Here is a 12,937-nt window from a genome sequence, read left to right on the forward strand (position 1 = left end):
CGGCCATCCGCCGGGTTTCGGCATCGGCGCCGAACAGGGCTCAGCTGGAGCCCTCTGGCGGCCGGGTGTTCGCGGGGGCCGGCAGGGCGGCCGTCAGCCGGTCGACCCTTTCGTTGAGCGCCCGGATCTCGTTCATCACCGCGATGTGCTGCTCCAACTCGATTGCCTGGTCCGCCTTCCAGTGCGACGCGTTGACCTCGGCCTCCATCGCGGAAACGATCACGCCTATGAGCAGGTTGAGGATGAAGAACGCCGTGATCACGATGAAGGCGGCGAAGAAGATCCAGGCCAGCGGCTCCGTGGCCATCACATCCTGGGCGACCTGCGGCCAGTTCTCCACCGTGAGCACAGTGAACATCGTGAACAGCGACGTGCTGAAATCTCCGAAGTGCTGCGGGGCCGCCTGGTGGAAGAGCCGCTCGCCGATCACGGCGGCGATGTAAAGCGCCAGCAGCAGCAGGACCAGAATCGAGGCCAGTCCGGGAATCGCGGTGAACAGCGCCGAGACCACCCGCCGCATCCCCGGCACCACGGAGATCAGCCGCAGGATGCGCAGGAACCGGAATAGGCGCAAGATCGACAGCGATTCCGAGGCCGGCACGAGGGCGACACCGACGATGATCAGGTCGAACCAGTTCCACGGGTCACGGAAGAATGCCTTTCCATACGCGGCGATCCGCAGAAGGATCTCGACAACGAAGATCGCGATGATGAGGCGGTCTGTCACGAGGAGGGCCGTGGCGTGTTGGTCGGCGAACTCAGGCGAGGTCTCCAGTCCGAGCGCGATCGCGTTCAGCGTGATGACGGCGATGACCGCACGCTGGAACGCCGGGGCGTCCACGAAGACACGGAGTCGTTCGCGAGAGATAGAGGGCAAGCCGGCACTCCAGGGGCTGAGGCGCTGTGACCGCCCGAAATCCTACAGTTCCCCGTACTACCGGCCCTGTGCCGCCCTCAGCGGGTTCCCGCTCGGCATGGGCAAGGGCGGCGTCCTAACCCGGCGGGGCGGTGCCTTCGGTCAGCAAGCTGGGCTCGCATGATCAATCCCGCCCCGCCAAAGGCGCCGAACTGGTCCACCGGTACGCCGACCTGCTACCCGACCGCCGCTTCACTCTGGTCGAAGGCTGTTTCGCCGTGGCGTGCCCCGGGCGGAGCATCGGCCAGGCCGCCCGCTGCGTCACCCTTCCTGCCGCGGCCTGCGCGCCGACAAGAACCCGCAGAACATCACCCGCAAGGGCCGAGCCGCCACCACTGACCGGCCGACCCGGGTGAGCGGGCGCATGACCTGGCACGTAATCGCGCGGGCACGGCCGGGATGCCATGGTTCTCATGCCGACAGACATCGAGGAGCGTGAGATGACCACCCTGACCGTCACCACCGACCACACCAGATTCCTCCGCATCGCGCTGACCCTCGACGCCGCCGTCACCGGTGTGAACGGCCTGGTCTATCTCGCCGCCACCGCCCCTGTGAGCGATCTGCTCGGGCCCGGGGCGGGCCCGCTGCGCGGGATCGGCGCCTTCCTCCTGCTGTACGGCGCGGCGGTCGGCGTCCTCGCCCGCCGCAAGGCGATCAGCGCCGGCGCCGTCAAGGCGGTGATCACGCTCAACTTCGCGTGGGCGCTGGGCAGCGTCATCGCCGTCGTCACGGGCTCTGCCGGGTTCACCACCCTCGGCGCCGTCTGGGCCGTCCTCCAGGCCATCGTGGTCGGGATCTTCGCCGAACTGCAGATCATGGGACTGCGCAAGGCCCGCTGACCTCCGAATGGGCCTCCCTCGCGCCGGGCGCATCTCCGCGGCGGCCTGGCCGGCGTCCAGGCGGATGGCGGCGCCGGACTTGCGTCGACCGCATGGGTGACCCCTGGCCGCGGCGCCGGGAGCTCAAGGTGGGGCCGGCGGCCTCGCCGCAGGTCAGGCACCGGCTCGACCAGGGGGTGTCCACGCCCGGGTAGGTTCCAGCGGTTCCGGCCCGGCCGTGCCCAATCCGGCCGGGACGTGACGGATGGCACCCGGCTGTACCGCGCGGCGGTGAAGCGCGGTACAGCCGGGGTCCTCGGCGATGCCGTGGCCCTGTCGGCGGTGACCAGCAACAACTGGGCCCCACGCACACAGCACCCCAGGAAAGATCCGTTATCGTGCGTTGCGTATCCCGAGAATGTATGTCGCGGTAAGCGCAATGGCACGGTCTTCGTCATGTGACAGATCTGCGAGGGCACGTGACGCTGTGATTCCCGGGATATCCGCGAGCGCCTGTGTCAGCCGTCGACGTGCAGACGATTCAACGGTGGCGTGGGCGAGGCAATCAACGAGCCTGGTAGCGATCTGATCCGCCAACGCGGGACGACTCGCCAGCGCGCTCAGTGCATCGGCTGCATCGACGTCATTCGTCCCCTCGACGACCATATCGATGAGCGTCGGGACCGCGTCGGCCACTCCACGTGCCCCGAGCGCCAGAGCCGCATACCTGCGGACCACGATGTCGGGGTTCGCGAAGGCGTCCTGCAGCAGTGCGGTCGCCTCACCGTTCGGAATCTCAGCGATGGACTGGACGGCACGTTTCCGCACCTCGGCTACTGGTGAGCCGAGGCCCTCCGCCAGCAGCGCCAATCCGCCATCGCCCAATTGCGCCAGAGCCCATCGAAGGGCTCCGGCGACGTTCGGGTCCGTCTCGCTCAGCGCTGCCTCGACCAGTGCTTCCACTGGCACCGGAACCTCTTCGACTGAGGACAAGGCCGCGCGCTGGCGCTTCCCAGCGCTCTTTGACCCCAACGCCTGGAGGAGTGCAACGATCTGGAGGACGTCCTCCCAGCCGGCGGGTTTTGCGGCACCGATCCGACGGAGTCGCGTGAGCAGCTCCGTCTCACCTGCAATGCGTTCTCGCGTCTGGCGGATGAGGTCGTCGACGAGCTCTGAGGGCGTGAAGCCGGGATCATCGAGCGCGCGCCTGACTTCACGCAGCGACAGCCCCAATGACCGCAGGCTCTCGATATGGAAGATCCGCCGGATGTCCTCGCTGGAGTACTCTCGATAGCCAGCGCCGGTACGACCCGTTGGCCGCACCAGGCCGAGCGAGTCGTAATGCCTGAGCATGCGGGCGCTGACCCCGGACCGTAGTGCCACATCACCGATCAACACTGCCTATCACCCCTCCTGGCTGGTCCTGCCGAGGGCTACGACGCGCTTCGCCTCCTCGATCGCGAACTCGAATCCGGCATCCGGGTCGCGCAACAGCCGTTCCGTGGCGATCGCGTGCGCGCGCACGCGAGGGTCGAGATCCGTCATCGCAGCGTGCAGAGTTGGCAAAATCACCTCGCCGAGCGCGATCAGCGCCCGGCTGAGGCTCAGCTGCATCTCACGTTCGCCGCGCCCTAGCTGTGTCGACAACACTGCGGCCAACTCGGGCTCTTCACCTTCGGGCACGAGCACGACCGCTGCCCGCCAAGCGCTCCGCGCCACCTCATCGTCGGCGTCGGACAGAAGCGCCCGTGTGATCGCCGGCCACGCTTGCCGATCCCCGATCTTGGACAGCGTGTGCAACGCCTGGCTTCGTGCCTGCGCACGCTCCGAGCGGACTTCATTGAGAAGCTCTGGGACCGTCATTGATGCTGAGTGGCGGGTGAGTGCCCACGTAAGCATGTCGCGCACGTAAAATTCGGGTTCGATCGCGCATCGTTCGAGGAGCTTGTCGATGAACCGCGGGTCAGGGGTCGTGCCGACCGCTAGCGCTGCCCGCAGCCGCACTGACGAGCGGCTGTCCTCCAGCCCCTGGAAAGCTCGAATCGTATCCGTGTCCTGTTTCGGCATGGCCATCGGGACCACCTCCTTGGCTACAGTGAAGACCTTGTCACTGTGTCAAGGTCAAGCGGGGTCAGGCCGCGAGATCACCAGGCACCCTCTGTCCACCGCGTTCGGTGCTTGTCAAGTCAGATGAGACGTGCGTGACGTTATGAGGCACGTTCACGTGTACGCCGACATCACGCACAACAGCGTCCACGCCGCGATCAGCTCTTCAGGCTCCCATTCCCGACGCAGTCGCCGGCCAGGACGTGGAACCGGCCGATGACTCCGACGGCCGCGCCGGACGCTGCGCCGGCGGGAGCGTGCTGCCCGACCGGAGGATCTCGGTCGGTTAATCGTGGAGCGGCTCACGCGGGCGACGTCGAAGGGCTGGTGGCGCTGTCTTCTGGGGGAGGTCAGAGTCATTCGTTGATGGCCGCGATGTGGACGGTGACCTCATAGCGGACGGCGAGCTTGTCGCACCGGGTGGCTACGGCGCGATGGCGTTCGAGCCGGTTGATACCGCACTTCACGGCGTGCCGGTCGCGGTAGTCGGCCGGGTCGAACTTGGGCGGGCGGCCTCCGGCTCGATCAACGCGTTGACCAGAGGAGACAGCCGCCGGAGCTCTTGCAGGTGGGTGGCGCCGAGCAGGGCCAGCTTGCCCTCGCCGGCTCTGGTGAGCTTCAGGCGCACGACGCGGCGATCCTTGCCTTCCCCGCGGTTGCGGGCGACGAGACCGAGCTGCTCGACGCGATCGATCAGCTGCACAGTGCTGTGATGCCGGGTGCACAGGTAGTCGGCGAGTTCTCCGATGGTGGGCCCACGCGAGTCGTCGTGGCCGCGGATCGCCAGCAGCAGCTGGTGCTGGGTGCCCGTCAACCCCACTTCGGCCGCCCGCTCCTCGCTCCACCGCAGGAAACGGCGTACGCCCACCCGGACCGCGAGCAACCTCGCATACTCCCGGTCGTCGAGGCCTTTGAACGGTGGCACCATGGGCCTACACCTCCTGAAGTGATATTATCATAATACGATATATGAGTAAGGCGAACTGCGGGACCGCGCTTCACCGCGCCCCTGGAAGCGGCCGTCTTGCTCGAAGCCACACGCACATACTGCGTTCGAGAAGGTGGTGGAAGACATGGCGGGTCAAGCCATGAAGCTGCACCCCGACATCGAGGAGTTGCGGGCGAAGTACGAGCTCGCCGCGGAGGCACCGGCCGCCAAGGCGGTCGCCGGCCTCACGTTCCTGACCGGGCTCTACCTGGCGATCTCTCCCTTCGTGGTCGGGTTCAATCGATTCGCGACCTTGACCGGGAACAACCTGATCGTCGGGATCGCCTTGGCGATGCTGGCCCTCGGGTTCGCCTCGGCCTACGGCCGGACTCACGGCATCACCTGGGTCGCACCGCTGATCGGCGTCTGGACGATCATCGCTCCCTGGGTCGTCAGCGGCGACGTCGCCTCCACGGCAACGATCTGGAACAACGTGGTGACCGGCGCGGTGGCCGTGCTGCTCGGGCTGGGCGCGATGTTCCTTGGGGGAAGCCGGGCCCGGTGACTCGCGGGACGACGCCCCTTTCTCGGCTGGAAGCCGGACCTGGCAGCCCGGCTTCCAGCCGAGGCCGGATCTCCCGGAGGTGAGGTGATGAAAGCGTTCGTCTTGTGGGGCGCGGGCAGCCTCGGCGCCGCTCAGGTGGGGATGTTGCGAGCGCTGACCGAGAATGGGATCCGGGCCGATCTCGTCGTCGGCGCGTCGGTCGGGGCGCTCAACGCGGCGCACTACGCGACCCACCCGAGCCCCGCAGGCGTCGAGGAGTTGGCGGGACTGTGGCTACCGGTGGGCCGTCACGACGTCTACCCCCTCAGCCTGCCCGAGATGGCGCAGGTCTTGGTCCAATCTCTGCCCTGGCACCCGCTGCACGGGGCGTTGCGCGCACTCGGCGCATTGAACTACGCCTTTCCGGTCAATCCGCTCACCATCGAGGCCGTGGCCACCGGTCGGCGCAGCTACCTTTTCGACAACCAGGCGCTGGCGCGTTTCCTGGACAGGGTCCTCCCCGTCGACCGCCTGGAGAACACGAAGATCCGGTTAGCCGTACTGGCGGCCGACGCGGGCAACGGGGACCCGGTGCTGCTGTCCAGCGGACCAGCGCTGCCCGCCCTGCTGGCCAGCACGGCGATCCCTGGCCTCTACCCGGCCGTGGAGGTCGACGGCCAGGTGCTCATGGACGGGGGCGTCGCCAGAGACACCACACTGGACGCCGCGGTCAAGTGCGGCGCCGACGAGGTGTACGTGCTCAGCCCGGGATTCTCCTGCCGGCTACCGAACCTGCCGTCCAACGTGATCGGCATGGTGCTGCATGCGTACAACCTCCTGGCCGAGCAGCGCATGGCGGCCTCCATCGCCCGAGTCGAGCACCACACCAGGCTGCACCTGCTCCCGCCGCTGTGTCCGATCGAGGTACTGCCGATCGACTTCCGGCAGACCGCTGACCTGATCACCATGGCCACAGAAGCGACGAGCCGCTGGCTGGAAGGCGACCGAGATTCGCGACCCGCCTGTGCCCGACTGCTCGGCGACCTCCACCCCGCCCACGACGATCCGCCACCCTACCCTTGCCGACCCGTACGGCACCGTGTACCGCGATCAGTCCGGCGCCGCCAAGGGAATCCAGCACGTGGATCAGGTCGATGACGATGTGTGTCCGCGCTATGCCCACGGGCACACGCCGACCGGCGCTTGCCCGTGGGCACGGCCTCGCGGAGCAGCGGAACGGAGACGTATCCGGGAACCGCTCGCGGGCGCTCACGTGGGTGACAGCCGGCGGCTAATGACGGCGTGAGAACTGGTGGGCGACCAGGTCAGAGTGGGTATAAACCCAGTACGTGTTCATCGATCTTTTCGGGGAGGCTGCGATGACCACAGAGGGCGCCGGCAAGCGGGCCCGGGACATAATGCGCCAAGGGGCCGAGTGCATCGGCGAGCACGGCAGCCTGCGTGAGGCCGCGCGGATGATGCGCGATCTGGACGTTGGCGCGCTGCCGATCTGCGGAGATGACGATCGGCTCAAGGGCATCATCACCGACCGGGATATCGTGGTCAAATGCTGTGCCGAGGGCAAGGACCTCGACCAGACCACAGCCGGCGATCTGGCGCATGGGCTGGTGTGGGTGGACGCCGATACCAGCGCCGAGGAAGCGCTGAACATGATGGAAGAGCACCGGATCAAGCGTCTACCCGTGATCGGCAATCACCGCATCGTGGGCATGATCAGCGAGGCTGATATCGCCAAGGAGCTGCCCGACAGCAAGCTCGCTGAGTTCGTCCACCGCGTCTACGCGAGCGCCTGACTCACGCCAGGGATCATTCGCGGCTCTCACCCGGTCACCCCGGAAGACCGGCGGGTGTCGGAGCTGGAGCGGCTGCGGACCTCGCCGGTGAAGGCGTCGGGGCGGGTGCTGGTGCGGGAGCTGGACCGGGTCGCCGAGATCGGTGGGATCGGGGCCGGGCGGGTCGAGACCGAGCCGGTACCGGCGGTGAAGCTGGCGTCGCTGGCCCGGTACGGGATGGCGTCCAAGGCTCCGACGCTGACCTGCGCGCCGAGACGATCTCGGCGGCCAACGCGCGCCTGATCGCCGCCCAGTCCGGGATCGACATCGTCAACTGCGGGGGCGGCGGGCAGATCGCCTCGGCCGCTGGGCTGCGGTTCGTGGACCCGGCAAAGACGAGCCGCTGGTCGGCAGACCGACCTGGGAACCACTCCCGCCCCATGAGGCCCTGCAGCAGGTCGAGGGCATTCTCAGCGAGCGATTCTCGCTGCTCACCCTCATCAGGGTGGAGATTCAACCTGCTGCGAACGGTCGATGGCTCGTCTGCACGCCCGACAACGCACGCTGACCAACCCGCGCTGACGGCTCGGCGGCCTGGCCGTCACCGCTGTACCCGCTCGGCCTCCGCCCGGGTCTCGGTCAGAGTCTTGTGCACGACGCCGCCTGCGCCGATCCACCCCGCGGTGCTCTTCCGCCGTCTTCCGGTCGTCACTCGGAGGCTAACCCTCCTCGCAGGCCGACCCTGGCGCCAGAGCACCACGGCTAATGCTGCCTCCAGCCTTCCGATGGTCAGTCGCTACTGGCCGTTCCGATCCTCCTCACGGGCCTTTTCGGTTGCTCAGGCGAAATCAGTTGGCGGGCTTGCCGAACCAGCGGGAGAGGTGGTCGTCCAGGTCCTGCTGATCGTCGCCGATCCAGGCGACGTGGCCGTCGGGGCGTAGCAGGACGCACGGGACATCCAGTTCCGCGGTGGGATCCGCGAGGTAATCGACCCGGTCTGACCAGCCGCCGACGGTCAGGCGTTCGGTGCGGTCCAGCAGCAGGCCGCGGCCGCGATGCAGCAGACCGTAGAGGCGGCCCTGTTTCACGTCGATGTCGCGCAGGCGGCGGCCGAGCAGGTCGGGGCCTTCGCCGAAGTCGTAGCGGATGCCGATCGCGGTGATCTTCTCGATCAGATAGCGGTTCACCTCGTCGAAGTCCATCAGTTCGGTGAGCAGCCTGCGCACGGCCTGCGGGCCCGGTTCGGTGGACACCAGTTCCATCTGGGCGCGGGTGTTGTCCAGCACGTCCTCGGCGACCGGATGACGTTCGGCCTGGTAGGTGTCCAGCAGTGTTTCCGGCGCCCAGCCGCGGATCTGTGCGGCCAGTTTCCAGCCGAGGTTGAATGCGTCCTGAACGCCCAGGTTGAGGCCCTGTCCGCCGGTGGGTGGATGGATGTGTGCCGCATCGCCGGCCAGTAGCACCCGCCCGACCCGATAACGTTCGGCTAGCCGGGTGGCATCCCCGAAGCGGGACATCCAGCGCGGGGAGTGCACGCCGAAATCGGTTCCGGCGATGGTGCGCAACTGTTGTTTGAAATCCTCGAGGGTGGGCGGTTCCGCGCGATCGCTGACTCCCGCGGCGGGGACTACGACGCTATAGACCCCTTCGCCGAAGGGCCTGAGCCAGAATCGCTGATGGGTCTCGCTGATTTCGGTTACCTTGGCGGCGATCTCCTCCTGCGGTACACCCACTTTCATCTCGCCCATCAGCGTCTCGGTCCGCGAGGGCTCGCCGGGGAAGCCGACGCCGAGCAGTTTGCGCACCGTACTGCGCCCGCCGTCACAGCCGGCGAGGTAGCGCGAACGCAGCTGTTCCCCGTCGGCCAGCTCGACGGTCACACCCTCGTCGTCCTGCTCGAAATCGGCCACCGCGCAACCGCGCCGGACCTGCGCACCCAGTTCGATCGCATGTTCTTCGAGCAGGTGATCGATGACCGGCTGTGGGATGCCCAGCAGATAGGCGTACGCGGAATCCAGGCCCTTGGGCGCGGGTTTGGGGATGGCGGCGAAGAAACCGCCGGCCGGACGCTGTCTTCCATGCTGGAGAATGCGATTCAGCAGTCCGCGCATTGCCATCAGCTCGAGACTGCGAATATGCAGACCGACTATGCGGACGAACGACGCGGGCTCGGTTTCCTTCTCCAGAACGAGTACCCGCACATCGTGCAGCCGCAGTTCGGCGGCCAGCATCGCACCGGTCGGCCCGCACCCGGCAATGATCACGTCGAACATGAGGGGCGCGCGATCTGCGCCGGAGGCCGGCGACCAGAGTTCGGGGACGTCGCCCACGGTGAAGTCGCGCTCGACCCTGCCGTTCGACGGCGGCTCGGCGGTGACCTGCTGAGAGTGCATAGGTGTTGCCTTTCGGGAGTGCCTGGTTGGCGAGGCGCTCCCGGCGACACCTACGTCAATCGCCCGACCGTGACGGGAAGGGGGAGCACCCACATCGATACAGCGTTCATGGGTCTCACCTCCTCGGGCGGTGTCACGGTCAACTGCAAGCTACAAGCCCGAGCATCACCCCGTCCAATCCTTTCCTGGCCACGTGATCATGACTCCAAACGGGCCCGTGCGGTTGCAGGGCGAATCCGGCGTGCAACGCAAACGCAAGATACGCATCCCCGAAACACGCCCCACCCCATGAATGATCAAGGTTGGACACCACGCGGCCGATGCTGTTCAGGTAGCGCGGAATTGTTCACCGAGCCGCGGAACCTACATCCCTACCGTGACTTTCCGTTCCGCTGCTACATCAACCCCGCTACCGCCAAAATCCGTTCCGATCCTCCTCGAAGGCCATTGATGCCTCCGATGTTTGGTGCAGGTGGATGGTGGTGAGGTTGTCCCGCACAAGCTCGAGGAGGCCTTGGCCGACGTCAGGAGCTCGTGAGGATGACGAGTCGCTGGGTCGCTCGGGTCATCGCGACATAGCGGTCGACCGCTCCTTCGATGCCCTTGCCGAACGCCTCTGGGTCGATGAGGACGACCAGGTCGAACTCAAGCCCCTTCGACAGCTCCGGGGTCAGCGACCGGACGCGGGACGTCGTCCGGAACGTGGGATCGCCGATGACGCAGGCGATCCCTTCGGCATGCGTGGCGAGCCAGGTGTCGAGGATCGAGCCCAGATCCGAAGCGGATCCGTGTACGACGGGGACGTCGCTGCTGCGGATGGAGGTCGGCACGTTGGCGTCCGGGAGCACGGCCCGGATGACCGGCTCGGCTTCCGCCATGATTTCTTCCGGCGTCCGGTAGTTGATGCTCAGGGTGGCCAGGTTGATCCGGTCGAGCCCGATCCGCTCGAGCCGTTCCTGCCACGACTCCGTGAACCCGTGCCTGGCCTGGGCACGATCCCCGACGATGGTGAAGCTCCGGGACGGGCACCGGAGCAGCAACATCTGCCACTCTGCGTCGGTCAGTTCCTGAGCCTCGTCCACGACGATGTGCGCGAACGGGCCAGCGAGCAGGTCCGGTTCGGTGCTGGGCGGTGCGGTCTCGTCGACCAGGGTGTCCTGTAGGTCCTGTCCGCGCAGCATCGTCACCGCACCTTCACCGTCGTCATCGGCCTCAAGCAGGTCGCCGATGACCTTGGCCATGTGCTCGCGCTCGGCTGCGACAGAGGCGTTGTGCCGACGCTTACGTCGCGACGCCTCCGGGTCGCCGAGCCGCTGCCGTGCTGCGTCCAGGAGCGGCAGGTCGGACACCGTCCAGGCCTGGGCGTCCCCGCGCTGCAGTTGCTGAACGTCATCGGGGCTGAGCCAGGGAGCGCACTTCCGCAGGTAGGCGGGTACCGACCACAGGTCTCCGACGAGGTCAGTGGCTTCGAGCAGCGGCCACGCGCGGTTGAAGGTCGTGAGCAGCTCCCTGTTCTGCAGCAGCGACTTGCGGAGCAGGCCAGCCGAGGCGTCGCCGTCGTGTTTGTCCACCAGGATCGTGAGCAGCTCCTCCCAGATCTGGTCGCGCGCCTCGTTGTGCGAAGTACCGGGTTCTGGTGCTTCGAACGCCTCGGCCCAATCGTCGGCGCTCAGCCAGATGTCGGACCAGTGGGTCGTGACCGTCATCCCCTTGGTGGGCGGGTTCTCGTAGAACCTGACGGCCGTCTCGATGGCCTCCTTCACCAGGTTCGCGGACGACTTCAGGAGGGCCACGTTCGGGTCGGCCTCGATCGCTGCTGCGGCTCCCTCGGCGACGAGGTCCCGCAGGGTGCAGGTCTGCACCCCCTCCTCTCCGAGGCTGGGGAGGACGTCGGCGACGTAGGCCAGGTAGGGCTGGTGCGGACCGACGAACAGCACGCCGCCCCGGCGGTGACCGAGGCGAGGGTCGGAGTAGAGGAGGTAGGCGGAGCGGTGCAGAGCGACGACGGTCTTCCCCGTACCCGGACCGCCGTCGACGACGAGAGCGCCGCGGGATCCCGCGCGGATGATGGCGTCCTGGTCGGCCTGGATGGTGCTGAGCACGTCTCGCATCCGTGTCGACCGGTTGCTTCCCAGGCTGGCGATGAAGGCGGACTGGTCGTCGAGCGCGGCGTGCCCGACCAAGCCGTCCGAGGTGAACACCTCGTCCCAGTAGTCGCTGATCCGGCCGCGGGTCCAGCGATACCTGCGGCGGCTTGCCAGACCCATCGGGTTGGCGTGGGTCGCTCCGAAGAACGGCTCAGCCGCGGGGGAGCGCCAGTCGAGCAGCAGCCGACGACCCGCGCTGTCCGTGAGGCCAAGTCGTCCGACGTACACGGGCTCGGGGTTGTCTGCGGTGACCATGTGTCCGAGGCACAGGTCCAAACCGAAGCGACGCAGTGCGCGCAGGCGAGCGGTCAGCCGGTGGATCTGCATGTCACGGTCCATCGCCTGCCGGCCTATGCCGCCGGGCGCCTTGCGCTCGGCATCGAGGCGGTCGGACAGGTCGGCGATCGACTGCTCGAGGCTCTCCGCGATGACCGCGAAGTGCTGCTCGTCGCCGGCGATCAGCGTCGGGTCGGCCTTGGGGGAGAGGTGGTCGGGAAGGTCAAACGCGCTGGTAGTCAGGGGGTTCACGTCATCGGCTCCGATCTGAGGTGGACGAGGCACTTTCCCGGCTCGACGATCCCGTGTGGTTCACGCGGACGCGGGCAGCCTTTCTCGGCTGATCGCGTCGAGCAGCAGCGTCGCGGCCACCGTCGCCCCGTCGGATCGTGCCGGCCACGGCGGTGACTCGTGCCCGCGCCGCCGTGGTGCACGACACCGGCCGGCAGCTCCGCGAACTCCTTGTCCGGCGGCGCGCACACCCGCACCTCCGCGCCGAGTTCCCGCAACCGCACCGCGAGTGCCACCATCGGTTCGACGTCCCCGCGCGACCCATACGCTGACAACAACACACGCATTCCGCGTTCCCCGTTTTCGTAGGTGCTGGCCTCGGCCAGCGATCAGGTGCTGGCCTCGGCCGACGATTCTGCGGCATGACCCGGGTCTTGCCGCAAGTCCCCCGGTGCGCTATACGTTGAGAGTGGAAAGGAGTGGATACTCTCCTTTCCCTTCGTCGTCCGCTGCGGACGGACAAGCTCCTCGCGAAGCGGCGGCGCGCCGCGTACGCCGGTACCGTCGGCCCAGGCGGGGTCGTTCAGGACCGACTGGACCAGGCTGGTGTTGACGAACACCAGCGCCCACTGCGGCAGCACCGCGGCAACAACGCCGCCCCAAGCCCTCATCAGTCAGCACCATCGGGGCCGCCCGCCACTCGATCGGCTCGTCCTCATCGGCCCGCGTCGACTCCCGGAAACCCAGCGCGGCGCGGATCTGCGCCCGGTGCCGCTCGATCG

General features: G+C 67.4%; 12 protein-coding genes. 5 read left to right on the top strand and 7 right to left on the bottom strand.

The features are described 5' to 3' along the window. Positions 1-40 precede the first annotated feature (40 nt). Entirely contained in the window at positions 41-877 is an 837-nt protein-coding gene (locus OG589_RS12485; RefSeq protein ID WP_405148809.1) for an ion transporter, read from the bottom strand. A 479-nt stretch (positions 878-1,356) separates the two neighbouring features. Between OG589_RS12485 and OG589_RS12490 the strand changes: the two genes are divergently transcribed. Then, positions 1,357-1,758, top strand: coding sequence for a hypothetical protein (locus OG589_RS12490; protein WP_405148811.1), 402 nt, complete (start codon positions 1,357-1,359; stop codon positions 1,756-1,758). Between the two features lie 372 nt (positions 1,759-2,130). Here the strand turns inward: OG589_RS12490 and OG589_RS12495 are convergent, their stop codons facing one another. From OG589_RS12495 to OG589_RS12505, 3 genes are all read right to left on the bottom strand, one after another. Then, the gene (locus OG589_RS12495; protein WP_405148813.1) at positions 2,131-3,135 is read right to left on the bottom strand and encodes a HEAT repeat domain-containing protein; all 1,005 of its coding nucleotides are present in this window, start codon (positions 3,133-3,135) and stop codon (positions 2,131-2,133) included. 6 nt (positions 3,136-3,141) lie between these two features. Then, positions 3,142-3,810 carry a HEAT repeat domain-containing protein gene (locus tag OG589_RS12500; protein ID WP_405148814.1) on the bottom strand — a complete coding sequence of 223 codons (669 nt, stop codon included), beginning with the start codon at positions 3,808-3,810 and terminating at the stop codon, positions 3,142-3,144. A 496-nt stretch (positions 3,811-4,306) separates the two neighbouring features. Continuing rightward, the gene (locus tag OG589_RS12505; protein WP_405148816.1) at positions 4,307-4,771 is read right to left on the bottom strand and encodes a MarR family winged helix-turn-helix transcriptional regulator; all 465 of its coding nucleotides are present in this window, start codon (positions 4,769-4,771) and stop codon (positions 4,307-4,309) included. Between the two features lie 145 nt (positions 4,772-4,916). Here OG589_RS12505 and OG589_RS12510 point away from each other — a divergent pair, with 145 nt between their 5' ends. The 4 genes from OG589_RS12510 to OG589_RS12525 all read left to right on the top strand — a co-directional run bounded on the left by OG589_RS12510 (position 4,917) and on the right by OG589_RS12525 (position 7,411). Then, positions 4,917-5,336, top strand: a complete 420-nt coding sequence (locus OG589_RS12510; RefSeq protein ID WP_405148818.1) for an SPW repeat protein — start codon at positions 4,917-4,919, stop codon at positions 5,334-5,336. Positions 5,337-5,423: 87 nt separating this feature from the next. Then, on the top strand, positions 5,424-6,473 hold the full coding sequence (locus OG589_RS12515; RefSeq protein ID WP_405148820.1) for a patatin-like phospholipase family protein: 1,050 nt from the start codon (positions 5,424-5,426) through the stop codon (positions 6,471-6,473). A gap of 221 nt (positions 6,474-6,694) precedes the next feature. After that, positions 6,695-7,129 (top strand): CBS domain-containing protein, encoded by a 435-nt coding sequence (locus tag OG589_RS12520; RefSeq protein WP_405152027.1) that lies wholly within the window; start codon positions 6,695-6,697, stop codon positions 7,127-7,129. Between the two features lie 54 nt (positions 7,130-7,183). Continuing rightward, on the top strand, positions 7,184-7,411 hold the full coding sequence (locus tag OG589_RS12525; protein WP_405148822.1) for a hypothetical protein: 228 nt from the start codon (positions 7,184-7,186) through the stop codon (positions 7,409-7,411). Between the two features lie 545 nt (positions 7,412-7,956). On the opposite strand, the gene rox is transcribed toward OG589_RS12525, so the two are convergent. The 3 genes from rox to OG589_RS12540 all read right to left on the bottom strand — a co-directional run bounded on the left by rox (position 7,957) and on the right by OG589_RS12540 (position 12,502). Further along, positions 7,957-9,381: a rifampin monooxygenase gene (rox, locus tag OG589_RS12530; RefSeq protein ID WP_405152028.1), complete on the bottom strand. Its 1,425-nt coding sequence runs from the start codon at positions 9,379-9,381 to the stop codon at positions 7,957-7,959. Between the two features lie 644 nt (positions 9,382-10,025). Then, entirely contained in the window at positions 10,026-12,176 is a 2,151-nt protein-coding gene (gene helR / locus OG589_RS12535; protein ID WP_405148824.1) for an RNA polymerase recycling motor ATPase HelR, read from the bottom strand. Then, positions 12,173-12,502 carry a glycosyltransferase gene (locus OG589_RS12540; RefSeq protein WP_405148825.1) on the bottom strand — a complete coding sequence of 110 codons (330 nt, stop codon included), beginning with the start codon at positions 12,500-12,502 and terminating at the stop codon, positions 12,173-12,175. The genes helR and OG589_RS12540 overlap by 4 nt, the downstream gene beginning before the upstream one ends. Between the last annotated feature and the right edge of the window lie 435 nt (positions 12,503-12,937).

It is taken from the genome of Sphaerisporangium sp. NBC_01403, assembly GCF_045040145.1.
GTDB classification, from domain to species: Bacteria; Actinomycetota; Actinomycetes; order Streptosporangiales; family Streptosporangiaceae; genus Sphaerisporangium; species Sphaerisporangium viridialbum.

What these genes read in the sequence shown, in the direction of transcription:
- OG589_RS12505 (WP_405148816.1), bottom strand. Translation starts at nt 4,771, where the DNA reads ATGGTGCCACCGTTCAAAGGCCTCGACGACCGGGAGTATGCGAGGTTG.
- OG589_RS12490 (WP_405148811.1), top strand. Translation starts at nt 1,357, where the DNA reads ATGACCACCCTGACCGTCACCACCGACCACACCAGATTCCTCCGCATC.
- OG589_RS12515 (WP_405148820.1), top strand. Translation starts at nt 5,424, where the DNA reads ATGAAAGCGTTCGTCTTGTGGGGCGCGGGCAGCCTCGGCGCCGCTCAG.
- OG589_RS12510 (WP_405148818.1), top strand. Translation starts at nt 4,917, where the DNA reads ATGGCGGGTCAAGCCATGAAGCTGCACCCCGACATCGAGGAGTTGCGG.
- rox (WP_405152028.1), bottom strand. Translation starts at nt 9,381, where the DNA reads ATGTTCGACGTGATCATTGCCGGGTGCGGGCCGACCGGTGCGATGCTG.
- OG589_RS12540 (WP_405148825.1), bottom strand. Translation starts at nt 12,502, where the DNA reads ATGCGTGTGTTGTTGTCAGCGTATGGGTCGCGCGGGGACGTCGAACCG.
- OG589_RS12500 (WP_405148814.1), bottom strand. Translation starts at nt 3,810, where the DNA reads ATGGCCATGCCGAAACAGGACACGGATACGATTCGAGCTTTCCAGGGG.
- OG589_RS12520 (WP_405152027.1), top strand. Translation starts at nt 6,695, where the DNA reads ATGACCACAGAGGGCGCCGGCAAGCGGGCCCGGGACATAATGCGCCAA.